The 15,537-nt window shown below is 50.8% G+C and carries 15 protein-coding genes and 2 tRNA genes; 6 read left to right on the forward strand and 11 right to left on the reverse strand.

Features of this window, described 5'->3' with window-relative positions:
- Positions 1-97: 97 nt before the first annotated feature.
- Together ACEW81_RS06690 and ACEW81_RS06695 are read left to right on the forward strand one after the other, a co-directional pair.
- Positions 98-307, forward strand: a complete 210-nt coding sequence (locus tag ACEW81_RS06690) for a Flp family type IVb pilin (protein WP_373532194.1) — start codon at positions 98-100, stop codon at positions 305-307.
- A gap of 338 nt (positions 308-645) precedes the next feature.
- Positions 646-729, forward strand: a tRNA-Leu gene (locus tag ACEW81_RS06695).
- Positions 730-877: 148 nt separating this feature from the next.
- Here the strand turns inward: ACEW81_RS06695 and ACEW81_RS06700 are convergent.
- From ACEW81_RS06700 to ACEW81_RS06735, 8 genes are all read right to left on the reverse strand, one after another.
- The gene (locus ACEW81_RS06700; protein ID WP_373532195.1) at positions 878-1,849 is read right to left on the reverse strand and encodes a transketolase family protein; all 972 of its coding nucleotides are present in this window, start codon (positions 1,847-1,849) and stop codon (positions 878-880) included.
- Between the two features lie 34 nt (positions 1,850-1,883).
- Positions 1,884-2,822 carry a transketolase gene (locus ACEW81_RS06705; RefSeq protein WP_373532196.1) on the reverse strand — a complete coding sequence of 313 codons (939 nt, stop codon included), beginning with the start codon at positions 2,820-2,822 and terminating at the stop codon, positions 1,884-1,886.
- A gap of 33 nt (positions 2,823-2,855) precedes the next feature.
- A complete protein-coding gene (locus ACEW81_RS06710; protein ID WP_373532197.1) occupies positions 2,856-3,599 on the reverse strand; it encodes a WecB/TagA/CpsF family glycosyltransferase in 744 nt (247 codons plus the stop codon).
- Positions 3,600-3,733: 134 nt separating this feature from the next.
- The gene (gene clpX / locus ACEW81_RS06715) at positions 3,734-5,041 is read right to left on the reverse strand and encodes an ATP-dependent protease ATP-binding subunit ClpX (protein ID WP_373532198.1); all 1,308 of its coding nucleotides are present in this window, start codon (positions 5,039-5,041) and stop codon (positions 3,734-3,736) included.
- A gap of 86 nt (positions 5,042-5,127) precedes the next feature.
- Entirely contained in the window at positions 5,128-5,757 is a 630-nt protein-coding gene (gene clpP / locus ACEW81_RS06720; protein WP_373532199.1) for an ATP-dependent Clp endopeptidase proteolytic subunit ClpP, read from the reverse strand.
- A gap of 105 nt (positions 5,758-5,862) precedes the next feature.
- The gene (gene tig, locus ACEW81_RS06725; protein WP_373532200.1) at positions 5,863-7,278 is read right to left on the reverse strand and encodes a trigger factor; all 1,416 of its coding nucleotides are present in this window, start codon (positions 7,276-7,278) and stop codon (positions 5,863-5,865) included.
- 165 nt (positions 7,279-7,443) lie between these two features.
- Positions 7,444-7,515: transfer RNA gene (locus ACEW81_RS06730), tRNA-Gly, on the reverse strand.
- 176 nt (positions 7,516-7,691) lie between these two features.
- Positions 7,692-8,672 carry a Gfo/Idh/MocA family protein gene (locus ACEW81_RS06735; RefSeq protein WP_373532201.1) on the reverse strand — a complete coding sequence of 327 codons (981 nt, stop codon included), beginning with the start codon at positions 8,670-8,672 and terminating at the stop codon, positions 7,692-7,694.
- Positions 8,673-8,816: 144 nt separating this feature from the next.
- Here ACEW81_RS06735 and alr point away from each other — a divergent pair, with 144 nt between their 5' ends.
- The 3 genes from alr to ACEW81_RS06750 are packed head-to-tail and all read left to right on the forward strand — an operon-like array spanning position 8,817 to position 11,853.
- Positions 8,817-9,998, forward strand: a complete 1,182-nt coding sequence (alr, locus tag ACEW81_RS06740; RefSeq protein ID WP_373532202.1) for an alanine racemase — start codon at positions 8,817-8,819, stop codon at positions 9,996-9,998.
- Positions 9,999-10,048: 50 nt separating this feature from the next.
- A complete protein-coding gene (locus ACEW81_RS06745) occupies positions 10,049-10,975 on the forward strand; it encodes an ABC transporter permease (RefSeq protein WP_373532203.1) in 927 nt (308 codons plus the stop codon).
- Complete coding sequence (locus ACEW81_RS06750; protein WP_373532204.1) at positions 10,972-11,853, forward strand: ABC transporter permease; 882 nt, start codon at positions 10,972-10,974, stop codon at positions 11,851-11,853. The genes ACEW81_RS06745 and ACEW81_RS06750 overlap by 4 nt, the downstream gene beginning before the upstream one ends.
- A 99-nt stretch (positions 11,854-11,952) precedes the next feature.
- On the opposite strand, the gene ACEW81_RS06755 is transcribed toward ACEW81_RS06750, so the two are convergent.
- The 3 genes from ACEW81_RS06755 to ACEW81_RS06765 form a co-directional block, all read right to left on the reverse strand.
- The gene (locus ACEW81_RS06755) at positions 11,953-12,246 is read right to left on the reverse strand and encodes a peptidylprolyl isomerase (RefSeq protein ID WP_373532205.1); all 294 of its coding nucleotides are present in this window, start codon (positions 12,244-12,246) and stop codon (positions 11,953-11,955) included.
- Between the two features lie 125 nt (positions 12,247-12,371).
- Positions 12,372-13,187, reverse strand: a complete 816-nt coding sequence (locus tag ACEW81_RS06760; RefSeq protein ID WP_373532206.1) for an alpha/beta hydrolase — start codon at positions 13,185-13,187, stop codon at positions 12,372-12,374.
- 132 nt (positions 13,188-13,319) lie between these two features.
- On the reverse strand, positions 13,320-13,841 hold the full coding sequence (locus tag ACEW81_RS06765) for a KdsC family phosphatase (RefSeq protein WP_373532207.1): 522 nt from the start codon (positions 13,839-13,841) through the stop codon (positions 13,320-13,322).
- A gap of 134 nt (positions 13,842-13,975) precedes the next feature.
- On the opposite strand from ACEW81_RS06765, the gene ACEW81_RS06770 reads away from it, so the two are divergent.
- Positions 13,976-15,412 carry a lysophospholipid acyltransferase family protein gene (locus ACEW81_RS06770; RefSeq protein ID WP_373532208.1) on the forward strand — a complete coding sequence of 479 codons (1,437 nt, stop codon included), beginning with the start codon at positions 13,976-13,978 and terminating at the stop codon, positions 15,410-15,412.
- Positions 15,413-15,537: the final 125 nt, after the last annotated feature.

Consider the following 15,537-nt stretch of genomic DNA (forward strand, 5'->3'; position numbering starts at 1 on the left):
ATTAAAGACATAAACAAGCCCAGCAATTTATCACCATTCAGGCTTGTTGCAAGATTAGTAGTATGGGCAGTCCACAAGAGAATAAGGATGACGGTTAATGTTGAAACAGTATGTAAGCTTTCAGGTCTGGTTAGCCACTCGCAATCACGGAAAATCCAAAGGGCAATCTCTGGCAGAATACGGCTTGGTGTTAGCCCTCATTGCGGTGGTTTGTATTGCGGCACTTGGCACACTGGGCAAACAAATCAGCACCATGCTAACAGGCTTGTCAGCCACCATCGGCGCAGTCAAAACAGGCAGCAGGTAATCATAACGGACGAGGCTGACCCCATTCCAGCCTCGTCCGCTTCTCCCCGTTTTATTCAGTGAAGGCCTAGTAGCTTCATGCAGGATCAAACCAAAAAACACCTTAAAGGACAAAGCCTGCCAGAATATGCCACCATTCTGGCCCTTGTGACGCTCTTTTGTATAACCGCGGTCACCTTTCTTGGCGAAAATATCCAGGATTTTATACTCGACTTTTCAAACCAGGTACAAGGGGTCAGCACTTCCCCACACCGGTAAACGCCCTTGGTCATCCCACTCCCTGTCAATCCGTTTGACAATGAGATACCCTTCTAACTATGATAGTCATCTCCCCAGTGTGTCGGGGTGGCGGAATGGTAGACGCGCACGTTTGAGGGGCGTGTGGAGCAATCTGTAGGGGTTCAAGTCCCCTCCTCGACACCATATCATCATCACAAAACCAGTTTTCTCTTCAATCCAGCAGGGCAACGCCTCACGCCCCTGATGACAAGACTTCATCCATCATAAAAAAACATGAAAAAAGCCCTCTCCAACTGTAGAAGAGGGCTTTTAGACGTTTAAAACAGCGAACTTAGCCTTTCAGCCAGCGCAGGGCTTCGTTGTAAATGGATTCCCAGTCAATGCCGTATTCTTTAAACAAGGCCTCGCCGGTGCCACTTTGGCCAAAGCGGTCCTGAGTGCCCAAACGACGCACGGCAGTCGGCTGATGCGTACTCAGTTCCTCACAAACCACACCCGCCAAGCCACCCAGAATCTGATGACTTTCTACAGTAATGACTTTACCCGTTTTGCGGGCGCTGTTCACCAGGGTTTCAGTATCAAAGGGCTTGATAAAGACGCAATTCAGTACTTCTGCCTGAATGCCATGATCCGCCTGTAACCGCTCAGCGGCCAATAGCGCATGATAAACCGTTTCGCCGGTGGCAACCAAACTGATATCAGTACCTTCTCGCTCCACCCGAATGCGATGGGGCATGGCGGCATCCAGCTGATAAGTAGCCTCATCGTGAATAACCGGGCAATTGGGGCGCACCAAACGCACATAAACCGGCCCATAATACTCTGCGGCCCAGCGAATGACCCGATCGGTTTCCACCGCGTCGGAAGGCACAATAACCGTCATCCCCGGAATCACCCGCATCAGGGCAATGTCCTCGATGGATTGATGGCTGGCCCCGTCCTCACCCAGACTTAAACCGCTGTGGGTGGGGCAAATTTTAACATTCAAGCCCGAGTAACAAACCGTATTACGAATTTGATCCCAACCTTTGCCAGCCGCAAATATAGCAAACGTGCTACAAAAGGGGATTTTGCCAGTCGTGGACAAGCCTGCAGCCGTGTTAATCAGGTCTTGTTCGGAAATGCCCTGATTAAAAAAGCGCTCGGGATACTGATCCGCAAACTTCTGGGTTTGGGTGGAGCAAGCCAAATCGGCGTCAAGCACCACAATATTGGGGTTTTCAGCGCCCAGCGCCACCAGGGTTTCGCCGTATTGGTTTCTAAGGGCTTTTAAAGCCGGTTTTTCAAGATTAATTGTTGTCATTCGCATCCATTCCTTTAAATCTTTAAGGCTCAAACTAGGACAAGGCTTGGTAAGCGGCCACCAGCTCGCCACGAGCCGCTTCGTACTGCTCCTTATTAGGGGCTTTGCCATGCCAACCCGCCTGATTTTCCATAAAGCTAACGCCCTTGCCTTTGATGGTATTGGCAATAATAACGGTGGGGCGATCGGTTTCCACCGCAAAGCGATCCGCTTGAGCCAAGGCATCCTGAATTTGGGCGAAATCATGGCCGTCAATTTCAATGACATTCCAATCAAAAGCGGCAAACTTGGGAGCCATGGCGCCCAATGCCTTCACCTTTTCGGTATCGCCATCAATTTGCAAATGGTTGCGATCCACAATGGCAGTGAGGTTGCTGACTTTGTGATGAGCCGCACTCAGCACGGCTTCCCATACGTTGCCTTCCTGACACTCGCCATCGCCCATTAGCACCATCACCCGGCTGTTGATTTTATCCAGCCGCAAGCCCAGTGCCATGCCCACCCCGCAAGACAGCCCCTGTCCGAGCGAGCCAGTGGAGATGTCGCAGCCCTTAATGTATTTGGAGGCCGGATGCCCTTGCAAGTTGGTGTTGATCTGGCGCAAGGTCTTTTTCTCATCCCATGGAATATAGCCCGCTTCCATCAACGTGGCATAATAAGCCGGAGCGCCGTGTCCCTTGGACATAATAAAACGATCCCGCACTGTCCAGTCGGCGTTGGCCGGGTCCCACACCATATGATGAAACCAGAGCGTCACCAGCAAATCAATGCAAGACAGCGAACTGCCGGGATGCCCCGATTGGGGTTCATAAATCATATCCAAAATCTCAATCCGCAGCTTGGCGGAAAGCTTTTGTAGCTGGGGAATAGTCAAACGGGGCAGACCAGCCGGTAATACTCGGGTCTGGTGGGTGGATACGGTCATGGAATCTTTACTCTCACTTTGGGAAACAGGGTTCAGGGTGGCGCTCATGAATCAGCCCTTCAATTGCGTAAAGCCGGACAATCAGCGGTCAAATCCAGCTAACCATACTTTTACTACAAACATTGGCAAAGTTTTATAGATTCGCTTAATGCGCCACGGTTCGCTACTGATTCGATACAGCCACTCCAGATTCAAACGGCGCATCCAGGCCGGGGCGCGCAAGGTTTTACCGCTCCACACATCCAGGCTGCCACCCACCCCCACCATCACCGCCCCCGGAAATAAAGCCTTGTGGCGATGAATCCAGATTTCCTGACGAGGAACCCCCAGGGCCACCAATACAATTTTGGGTAAAGCATCCGCGCAGGCTTGAACGATTTTAGCTTCCTCCTCATCCGGCTTAAAAAACCCGTGGTGCTGATAAACGATCCGCAAGCCCGGAAAGCGTGTTTGAAGATTTTCAACGGCCAATGCCAAAACACTTTCAGCGGCCCCCACAAGCGCAACGGGCTGATTGGTTTCCGCAGCCCACTTTAATAAAGATTCCGAGAACTCAATACCCGGCAACCGGCTCACAGAATGGCCTTGCTTTCGCAATGCCCATACCAACCCGGCCCCATCGGGCAAAATCACATCGGCGGCCTTTAAAATCTGGCTCAACACAGGGTTTTCATCCCCCTGCATCATCATTTCAGGGTTCAGGGTAACCACCTGCACCGTTTTTTGTCTGGAAAGCGCTTCCTGTACAAAGGTTTCTGCCTGAGTTTTATCTACCAAATGTACGGGATACCCCAGTAACCGGGCTTCCTTCAGTTGAGTTGCCACGCCTAAGCCACCTTTATCAATGCCTTACACCCCCACTATTGTAGGGATTTTTAACCTGCCTGAAAAGAGCCTTAACAAAAAGCGTCTGGCTTGACGGGGGCCAGACGCTTGATGCTTATGGATTACCTGAGTACTCAGGCGATTTCAGTTTTTGGTTTTTTGTCGGGAAGCAATAAAACTTCCGCGCTGTTCTTTTTCTCAACCATCTCAGGGGTTAACTCAAACACTTTGAGGTCATCACGAGAGGGCGCTTCAAACATCACCGGCAACATCAGCTCTTCTACGATACTACGCAGGGCACGAGCGCCAGTTTTACGCTTGATGGCTTCCTTGGCAATCGCTTGCGCAACGCCTTCGGCAAAGATGAGTTCTACGTCATCCATGGCCATCAGCTCTTTATACTGTTTGAACACAGCGTTTTTAGGCTCAATGAGAATGCGAACCAGTGCTTCTTCATCCAGCGGATCCAGAACGGCAGTCACTGGAACCCGACCGATAAACTCGGGAATCATCCCGAACTTAATCAGGTCATCTGGCTGAAGCTGCTTCATCATGCGAGCCGCTTCCAAATCCCGTTCATACTGAGATTTGGGCGAACTGGCCCCGAAACCAACGGACTTGCCGGAGTTAATCCGACCTTCCACGATTTTTTCAAGGCCGATGAAAGCACCACCGCAAACAAACAAAATGTTGGAGGTGTCGATCTGAATGAATTCCTGATGCGGGTGCTTGCGCCCACCTTGCGGAGGAACGTTGGCAACCGTGCCTTCAATCATCTTCAGCAATGCCTGCTGTACGCCTTCCCCGGAAACATCACGGGTGATGCTCGGGTTTTCGGACTTGCGGGCAATTTTATCGATTTCATCAATGTAGACAATGCCACGCTCTGCTTTAGCCGCATCATAATCAGCGGCCTGATACAAGCGCAACAGGATGTTTTCCACATCGTCACCAACGTAACCGGCCTCGGTCAAGGTCGTCGCGTCCGCAACCGCGAACGGAACTTCCAAAAACTTGGCCAAGGTTTGCGCCAACAGCGTTTTACCAGAACCAGTGGGTCCAATCAGCAGAATGTTACTCTTCTGAATTTCAACCAGATCCTTCTTGTCCTCTTTTTCTTTGTTGGACAAGTTGTGGTTCACCCGCTTGTAGTGATTGTAAACAGCTACGGACAAAACCCGCTTGGCATCATCCTGGCCGACAATATGATCGTCCAGAAACCCTTTGATTTCCAGCGGCTTAGGGACCTTTGAGATTTCTGGCAGGCTGGCGGTTTTTTCGCCCTCCTCGGCCTCAAAGAATTCCTCATCCAGAATTTCATTACAGAGATCGACGCATTCATCGCAAATGTAGACTTCAGGCCCGGCAATGAGTTTTTTAACCTGATCCTGACTTTTACCGCAAAATGAGCATTTTAAGCGGCTATCTTCATGCTTGGCCATGTCTAGCCCTCCAGATTGAGTTTGCATGAACCCGCCCCAGACAACGCAAGGGGGCGTCAGTCCACCATTCCATGTTCATTATAATACTATTTGTTGGTATTGGCTTCCTCAGCCTTGGTAATCACCTTGTCCACCATACCGTAAGCCACACCTTCTTCTGCCGACATGATGTAGTCACGGTCTGTATCCCGTTCAATTTTTTTGATGGATTGACCAGTGTTGGAAGCCAGAATTTCATTCAGGTTCTTCTTCATACGGTTGATCTCAGCGGCCTGAATCTCGATATCTGTCGCCTGACCTTGAGCGCCGCCCAAAGGTTGGTGAATCAGGATGCGGGAGTTGGGCAAGGCCATCCGTTTTCCGGGAGTACCGGAAGACAGCAGGAACGCACCCATACTTGCGGCCTGACCCAGGCAAATGGTGGCAACATCAGCCCGAATGTGTTTCATGGTGTCGTAGATAGCAAAACCAGCAGTTACCGAGCCACCTGGACTGTTGATATACAGCATAATGTCTTTTTCAGGGTTCTCGGAATCCAGCAACAGAAGCTGAGCTACGATGAGGTTAGCGACCATATCATCAATGGGCGTTCCCAAGAAAATGATTCGCTCTCTCAGTAACCGGGAGAAAATATCGAAGGAACGTTCCCCACGACTGGATTGCTCGATAACAACGGGCATATAAGCCTGGGGGTCACCGTTCGGTACATACAGCATCTGTGTTGCCTCTTTCACTTCAGCACAAATAGAATATTTTGCTTGTAGATGATTATTATTTTAGACGATCCTGCCACGGGATGGAAGGATCGTCTAATGGTAAGTCTAAACTTCAGCGTCTAAAACGTCAAACTCTTCACCTTCGATGGCCGCAGCCACTTCAGTGCCTTCCGGCGTTTTTTTAGCGGAAGCGTCACTAGCCGCTTTCTGCTGCTCAACCTGCTCTTCAGGCACATAGGTAAACTCGGCCCGCTCCACCAGATAATCCACGATTTTCTGGCTCAAAATCTGATCAGACAGCGCTTGAGCGGCGGCAAAGTTATTACCCAGCTGACGCATCACCTGCTTTTCGTCAATGCCACGCATGGCGGCCATTTGACTAACCATTGCGGAGAACTCGTTTTCGTTAACCTGCATGCCTTCCTGCTTGGCGATGGCCCCAAAAATCAAGCTGGTTTTAATCCGCTTGTTGGCTTCGCCACGCAGATTGTCCCAGGTGCTCTCATGACCTTCGGAATCCAGGAACTTCTCCCAGGATAAGCCCTGGCTTTTCAAACGCTGCTGAACTTCATCCATCAGCAATTTGGCTTCCCGGTTCACCATGCTTTCCGGCACTTCCACGCTGGATTTTTCAAGCAAGTAATCCACCACGGCTTTTTGCTTGCGGAAGGTATTTTCCTGATCTTCACTCTGCTTCAGCAGATTACGAACTTCGTCCTTCATCTGGTCCACGGTTTCAAACGGGCCCACTTTTTTAGCCACATCATCGGTCAAATCCGGCACCACTTTTTTGGAGATGTCGTTAATTTTGACCTTGAACTCGGCAGGCTTACCGGCCAACAAGGCATCATGGTAATTTTCGGGGAAAGTTACGTTAATAGAGAACTCTTCAGCGATTTTGTGACCCACCAACTGGTCGGCAAAGCCTTCAATAAAGTTATTTTCACCCAGGTCAAGGCGGTAATTCTTGGCGGAACCACCTTTGATAGGCTCACCATTCACCGAACCATTGAAATCAATGTTCACAATATCGGTTTTCTCGGAAGGGCGATCCACCACGGATTCCAAAGTGGTTAAACGTTCCACGATGGAAGCCAGTTCTTTTTCTTCAGCATCTTCTGGCAACTTGTACTCGGGAACATCCAGCTTCAGAGTGGTTAAATCCGGCAATTGGGCCTCAGGACGAAGCTCCACAGTCGCTTTAACCGCAATACCTTCGCCCAGGTCAAATTTCAGGTTGTCAATTTGAGGAGGGGCCACGATATCCAGCTGATGCTCACTAATGGCATCGGCAAACAAATGAGGGAACAAACGATCCATGGCTTCTTGCTTAATACGCTCTACGCCTACCGTTTTTTCCACGATAGAACGAGGCGCCTTGCCACGACGGAATCCGGGAATGTTCAGACGCTGTCCGAGACGCTTCCAAGCCTTATTGTATTCCTGGTTGGCCTGCTCGGCAGGGATTTCCAGATTAATTTTCGCCAGATTCTGTTCTTCTTTTAAGACTTCAACTTTCATGCGTCTGCCTAACCCATTCTTTAAAAATACTGTAACTGCGCCGAAATCGCCAGAGAAACCAGTCTCTCAGCGATTCTTGCACCAAATTCCTTGCCGTGGAACGCTCTGATGCGGAGCTTTTCAATTTACCTTGGTATCCAGTTCAAGTTTTCCGGGATAAAAATTAGCGGGAGACGAGATTCGAACTCGCGACATCTTCCTTGGCAAGGAAGCATTCTACCACTGAATTACTCCCGCATTTACCGGAAAACTTGAGGATGAATAGATTCTAGGTAAACCGCTTTGGAATTGCAACAGGGGATTTGATACTTTTTTACATCAAATATTTCGAATACGCAAACCTTGCCTTGAAAACAGCTTGAAATCAAACCGATTCAGCTCCGGAATCCAAAAAATAACAGCGACAGAAAGCCTTAAACGGGAATCATTTCCATCTTGCGCTCAGCCATTTCAAGCACCCGCACCACATGATAGCCATTCATGCCATTGGTTTTAGGGTCATAGCCATGACGCATGCAGTTAATAAACTGCTGGCACTCCAGCTTGAGGGGTTCAATATCCAGATACTCTGGAAATTCCTCAATGGGGCCGCTGACATCGTCCTTGTTGAAAATATGTAACTTATTCTCTCCCAAGGTGTCATCAATCATGGCGCTACGTTCAGTGCCCCGTACCAGCAGTTTCACCTGCTTGATGGGATGCACCCAGCTGATATGGATATGTCCAGCCACATCATTGGGGAAAACCATATCAATGTGCGCGTCATCCACCAGTCCATCTTCCCGGTTCTGGTAGCCAATCACAGATACAATATCCTCAGGCTCCTGATCCATCAGGTAGGACATCATCGACACATCGTGGGGGGCCAAGTCCCAAATCACGCTTTTGTCCGGACGAAATTTATTGGTATTCAGCCGATCGCTGGCAATACTTTTGATTTGCCCCAGATACCCTTCTCGAATCAGCTGGCGCAGGCGGTTGACCGCCGGATGATAAAGCAGCAAATGCCCCACCATCAACACCCGATCCAGCTTGCTGGCCAGTGCGTTTAGCTCCAGGGTTTGCTCAGAGCTGGTGGCCACCGGTTTTTCCACATAAACGTGCTTACCGGCTAGCAAAGCGCTTTTGGCAAGCTCGTAATGGGTAAAGCTGGGGGTGGCAATTACCACACCGTTTACCAAAGGGTCGTTAAACACCTCATCAAAACGATTGGTGGTTTGAATATGGCGATACTGTTTCTGCAATACGCTCAGTGTGTCCGGGTTCAGATCACAAATTTTGTAAAGAAAACCCAAATTGTCGAAATTTCGCACCAAATTTTTGCCCCAGTTACCGCAACCAATCACGGCAATTTTTTCCAGGTGGGTGTTGTCCATATCAAAAGGGGTGGTCATGGGCGTCTTTCGGAAAGTGGATTCTGTAAATTTGGCACCAAGCCTATTTAGTTTACAGCTTAATTGGGATTAGAATAAACCAAAAGCCCTCGGCAAGCTACCGAAGGCAATGCCCCTACACGACCGAAAGCTTGGCCCAGCCCCATGAAATCCCTGAGAAACGTACCCCTTCAACCCCGCCGAGACGCCTGGGTTGAAATTAATTTGGGCGCCATTGAGGAAAACGCAAGGGCCATTAGAAAGCTGGTTCCAGCCCATGTGTCCCTGATGGCCATTGTCAAAGCTGATGCCTATGGTCATGGCTCTGCCATGGTGCTGAACACGCTGGGTGCTTCCGGGGTGAGCATGGCAGGCGTGGCGGCCATTGATGAGGCCCTCCACCTGCGAGAAGCGGGCATCAAAATGCCCATTCTGGTGATTGGGGTGGTGCCGGACTGGGCCGTGCAATACGCCATCGAATCCGATATACAACTCACCATATTCGCTCAGCATCATGTGGAAAGCCTTCGCAAAGCCTACCAACAGGCCTATCAGAAAGAGGGAAAGGCCTTTAAAGTTCACGTTAAAGTGGATACCGGCATGCATCGCATTGGCATTGGCTGGGAAGAGGCCGCAGACTTTATCCGGCAATGCCAACAGCTCCCCTTTATCCAGCTAGAAGGTGTTTTTACCCATTTGGCCGATAGCCACGATAGCGCTTTAAGTCAACCCCAACTGGATCGCTGGCGACAAGTTTGCTCCCAAATCGACCCTTTGCCTCGCTATATTCATATTTCCAACTCCGGGCATGCCTTGTGTCCCCATGCCTGGGATGCGGATTCACCCTCGGCCACGGGCAACAACTTGGCCCGCTTGGGCATTGGCTTTTTTGGGTACGGCAATCATCCCCAGCAAACCAATCTTGTCCTAAAACCGGCCATGAGCCTCAAGGCCCGGATTATGCATATTCAACAAGTGCCGCCCCGTACGGGGATTAGCTACGGCCACAGCTACCACACCCCAGAAACCAGCATAAGCCGCATTGCCACTGTGCCTCTAGGTTACTCCGATGGCGTTCCCCGCATTCTATCGGGACAAATTGAGGGGTTACTGGCTGGAAACCGAGTGCCACAAGTGGGCAAAATCACCATGGATCAAATGATGTTCAACATCACCGATGTGCCAGACGCTCAGGTGGGCGATATCATCACCCTGATTGGTTCTTCTCAGGCTAACCAGACCGAAGACGCCATTTGGCTGGATGACTGGGCCAAAAAAGCAAATACCATAGAGTATGAGCTGATGTGTGCCTTACGGGTTCGGCTGCCCAAAACTTATACCCGTTAAACGGCAGGTTCAGTCACACAACCGGGCCGTTCTCCGCTATGATAAAGGGTATGCCCAGCCTGATTTTAAGACGATTTTTAACCGGCCTGCTGACCCTGTTTGTGGTCATCAGCCTTACCTTTTTGCTGCTGCGGCTCATGCCGGGCGGCCCTTTTGATCAGGACCGCAAGCTCCCCCCAGCCATTCAGGCCAACATTGAGGCCCAATATCACCTGAATGAGCCGCTGTGGAAGCAATATGGCATTTACATCAACGGCATTCTGCACGGCGATTTGGGTCCTTCCTTCAAGTACAAATCCCGCTCGGTCAGCGATATCGTCAGTGAGGCCACCCTGACTTCCGCCAAACTGGGCTTTTTGGCACTGGCCATTGGCGTACTGCTGGGCACCCTTCTGGGCACCGTAGCCGGATTAAGCCGAAACCGCATGGTGGATGGGCTGCTAACCCTCACCGGCGTGGCCAGTATCTCCACGCCGCTGTTTATCTTCGGGGGCTTTTTGGTACTGTTGTTTTCCCTGAATTTAAACTGGTTGCCAGCCGCCACACTGGAAACCCCCAAGCATTACATTTTGCCAGTGCTCACCCTGTCTCTGATGCCCTTTTCCTACGCCTTTCTGCTGGTACGCACCACCGTTCGGGAGGTACGATCCCAGCAGTACGTTCTCATCAAACGCAGTGAAGGACTGTCTGAAGGGGTGATCGCCGTTCGGCATATCCTCAGAAATTCTTTGATTCCGCTGGTTTCCATTTTGGGCCCCATTGCCGCCGCCATTATTACCGGCTCTTTCGCGGTAGAATACATTTTCGCCATCCCCGGCCTGGGCAAGCATTTTGTAACCGCGGTCAGTAACCGGGATTATACGCTGGTGGTGGGCATTACCATTATTTACGGCCTCACCCTCATTGTGTTCAACACCGTAACCGATATTGTGTACGGTTTTTTAGACCCCCGCCTGCGGGAAGAGGCCAAAGGATGAGCGCTGAAGTAATTGCGGTTCGTCCGGGCGCCGCTCCCAAAAAGAAAACCCCGTTTTTCAAAACGCCCAAGCTATTGTGGAGCAGTGCTTTTCTGGCCATCATTTTGTTACTGGCTTTATGGGGCCCCCTACTCGGCCCCGATCCCAACGCCATTTACCCGGATATTCCAACCGCCGCACCCTGGCCTTACGCCGGGCATGTGGCTGGCCACTGGTTTGGCACCGATGATTTGGGTCGGGATTTATTGAGCCGAACCGCCGTGGGGGCCAGAATTTCCTTGCTGATTGGGTTAGCCACAGCGGTTGTGGCCGTGGTGATTGGTACCTTGTACGGTACCATTGCGGCCATGCTGGAAGGCAAAGTCGATACCCTGATGATGCGAATCATTGATATTATTTACTCCTTGCCCTCCCTGATGATTGTGATCCTGTTCAGCGTGTTTCTGGGGCGGGGCATTACCAGTCTGGTTCTGGCCCTGGCCCTGTTTAGCTGGCCGGATACCGCCCGTATCATTCGGGGACAAATTTTAAGCATCAAGCGAGAAGAGTTTGTGGAAGCGTTCCACAGTATTGGGGGCAAAACCCCCATGCTGATTTGGAAGCATTTTATCCCCAATACCATGGGGCTGATTATACTAACCGCCACCATTACCGTGCCACGGGCCATTTTAACGGAGTCCACCCTCAGCTTTATTGGGCTGGGCGTTGAGCCGCCCCTAAGCAGCTGGGGAACGCTGGCCAGTGAAGGCTGGCAACTGGTGCGGGTAGCCCCTCACATGCTGTTTTTTCCGGCCATCCTGATTTTTTCAACCATGATTGCCTTTAACCTGCTGGGCGATGGACTGCGTGAACTGTTCGACCCTAAAAAAGGCCGCTAGGTTGGCAGCGTAGCTTTTTTCTGGCCAACCAGCGCCACACACACAAAAGCTCTGACTGATACGCCAGAGCTTTTGCAGGATTCAATCGCTGAAACCGAACTATTTGGTCTCGGTTACGGTTAAAATATGCCAGCCAAACTGGGTTTGTACCGGCTCGGACAATTCGCCAACCGGCAGTTCAAACGCCACTTTATCGAACTGGGGAACCATACGGCCACGGGTGAAGAATCCCAAATCGCCACCTTGAGCGCCCGAGGGGCATTTGGAAACCGCTTTGGCCACTTCGGCAAAGGTTTTGCCTTCCAAAATTTCTTTACGGCACTGCTCGGCTTCGCCTTGGGTGCCCACTAACAAGTGGCTGGCCCGAACTTCGAGGGTAGAGGTTTCAGTCATGGTTAACTTCCTTTTGCCCGTTTTGGGCTTTCTGACAAACAAATTGAACAGGTTAAACATCAAAGCATTCCTGTCTGGATTTCAAAAAACTATTCCTTACTCTCCCCCTCAAGTCAAGTTTAAACTTAAGGCTGAGACGGCAAACCCATGGCCGAGGCCTTACCGTTCACAAAGGATACCACCTTATCAATCACCGTCTCACGCTCGTTGTCCAGCAACAGCACATGATCCGATTTTTCCAGCCACAGCACTTCATTGTGGGGGCAAGCAAGCCGTTCCATCAAAATTTTAGCCCCGGTGGCGCAAACCACCCGATCGGCGGTGGACTGAATAATCAGGGTAGGACTGTTGACGGTTTCCAGCTCCCCATCCACCAGTTTAATTAACTCCAGCGCACTGCGAACAGAAGGGATGTTGAAGGTTTTAAAAAACGAGGCCTTCAAGGCCAGCGCATGCATTTGCGGGTCGCTAATGGGCAGTCGCCAACGGGGAATTTGGCGAATGATGGTGCTTAAAGAGCGCACATAACGCTCTGGCTGAAGCAGGTAATACCACTCCATGCGTACCTTCAGAAACGGACTGAGTAAAATAAGCCGATGCACAGGGCTGGTGGCCGCATAATCCGCCGCAAGATGCAGGCCCAGCATACAGCCGGTGGAAAACCCGATGACAGAGACTTTTTGATGAGAGGCCAGCAAGGTTTGATAATGCTCCTGAACCTTTTCGTACCACTGTTGCCAGGTAGAAGCGGGCATCCGGTGAGACGGTTGATCATGTCCCGGATAGTTGAACCCGGAAACCGCATAGCCCTGCTTCAGCAAAGCTTCGGCCAAGGGTCGCATTTCATAAACACCGCCCCCCAGCCCGTGCAGAAATAGAAAGGCTTCCTGCGCCCCTTGCTCTGGCTGAAAATAAAAAGGGTCGTTGTTTAACTGGATCATTGCAAACCACTTTCTACTTAGGTTGCTATGGGTGCAGCCTTGGCTCTCTCTGATTGCATTGACCTGACCGGCAATGGGATTCTTACTGACTTTATCGACCCCATGCAGCTTATTCTTTAATTTACGGGTAATTTACTGGGTCAAAAACGAGGCTTCAGCCTCAGCAACCGGGCACTGACTGTCTAGAACCAATTCCAGAATTTCTCGAACGGCCCCATGGCCACCGGGATAGCGAGAGACAAAATGGGCCATCGCCAGAACTTCACGGGCGGCATCGGCAGGACAGGCGGAAAAGCCCACGGCTTCAATACAGGGAATGTCCGGCAAATCATCGCCCACATACAACACCTGTTCCAGCGTTAAATCTAGTTCGGCCACCAGTTTTTGCAAGGCCGGCAGCTTGGTTTTCATTTTCTGAATGAGGTGTTGAATACCCAACTCCTCGGCCCGACGGGTCACCATGACCGACTCACGGGCGGTGATAATCGCAAATTGCAGCCCGTTTTTAATGCCCAACGAAATGCCCAGGCCGTCTTTGACGTTAAAGCTCTTGATTTCGTCTCCGGCTGAGGTGTAGGTAATTTTACCGTCCGTTAACACCCCGTCCACATCCAGAACCACCAAACGAATGGGGCGAGCACGGTCGAAATGCACAAAGGCTGATTCTTGAGCTTGTGGGTTCATCAATAAAAAAGCTTTCAATTTGACTCAACGCTACGCACTATTTCAATTGTATCGGCTTTTATTCCCAAGAACCCTTAATTAACCGGAATTAACCGGAAAAATCAATGTCCCAAGTCTCGTTTACGCCCCGAATTCATCCGGGTGTTCCGCCGACCAAAACTGCGAATAGGATAGCACAAGCCCCCGTCTTTCAAGGGGGCCAGCCTGCGGATGCCAGTAACATTCAGGTTTCTTCTGCCTTTTACAAGGCCAAACCTTGGCCTTGGCTCATTCGCTCGTTTCAGGGAGGGGTACACCATTTCCTATCCAGACCGCTGGGCTTTCAGCTACATATAGCCAAGGCCGATGTTCAACGATTGCAAGCGTTGCAGAAACAAACCGGTGGCCTCATTCTGGCCCCCAATCATGCCAATTTGGCAGACGCCTTTAGCCTACAGGAACTAGGGCGTCAAACCGGAATTTATCCGGCAACCATGGCCGCTTTAGAAGATTTTGACCGTAAAATCGCCAACCTGCCCTACCAACTGGTTTGGCCGGTGGTGAGCCGATTGGGCTACTTTTCGGTGAATCCGGGCAATCAAAGCTTAAAGCAAAGCAACGCCTACGCCCAAGCCCTGTTACAACAAGGGCAAAAACCGCTTTGCATTTTCCCGGAAGGCAGAGTGACCTGGAGCAACCACGCCATTGGCCCATGCCGAAATGGTGCCATGCGGTATGCCCTGCAGTCGGCTCAGGCCAATGACAAGCCCGTTTCAGTGGTGCCCATTGGCATTTACTACCAATATTCGGAAAAAGCCCGGTATCGACTCGAGAAAATGCTGAACCGACAAGAAAAATCGGTGCGAACCGTATTTCCAAAAATGACATTACCGGCCTTACCCAGCAACGGCACTGCTCAAGCACGTATTGAACGCTTGCTGAACGCCGTTTTGAGCCACTGGGAACAACAGGCCCACCTGCCCAAAGCCAGCCCCTCAGCCTCCCCATCAAACAGAATAGAGGCCATTCAACAAGCAGCACTGGGCAAGCTCAATCAAATCTACCACCTCCAACCCCGCCAGCCCAACGATCCCCACCAACAAATTCGCCATCTGTTTCAAGCCATCAACCAACAGCAAGTACAAAAAAAGAAGCCCACCGGCTTCAGCTGGCTCAATCAATTCTCCACAGCGTGGAAACAGTATCGTCAGCACCGGAAGGAAACCCAGGGCCATATTCAAACCCTGCGGGATTTGGAGGTATTGCTGAGCCATCAGCAAACCCTGCCCCTTAAAACAGACCTGACCAGCCAGCTGGAAACCCTGAGCCGACTGAATTGCCTGATTTTGGGCAAAAGACCGGACATTATCAGTATTGTGCGAAACTGTAGCGCTCAGGTAAAAGTGGGAAATCCCATTGTGGTGGACCCCAGCACAGTAAAGCCGGGCCTCCCACTCATTGAACAAGCCAATCAACTCACCCACCAACTGCAGAACGAACTTCAACAAGCCGTTCAGGCGGCCAAGCGGCAAAAAGCCTTGCCCCCACCGGGCCTTGTATAATAAAAAGCAGGTAATAAAACACCCGCAATAACACCAGATACTAAAACAGGGCAATGCATCAAGGGTAGTGCAAGACATCTGCCATTCTGGAAACCCCCATTAAAGTTGAGACGAAGGGCGGAAAT

The organism is Vampirovibrio sp. (genome assembly GCF_041737375.1).
Lineage (GTDB): Bacteria > Cyanobacteriota > Vampirovibrionia > Vampirovibrionales > Vampirovibrionaceae > Vampirovibrio.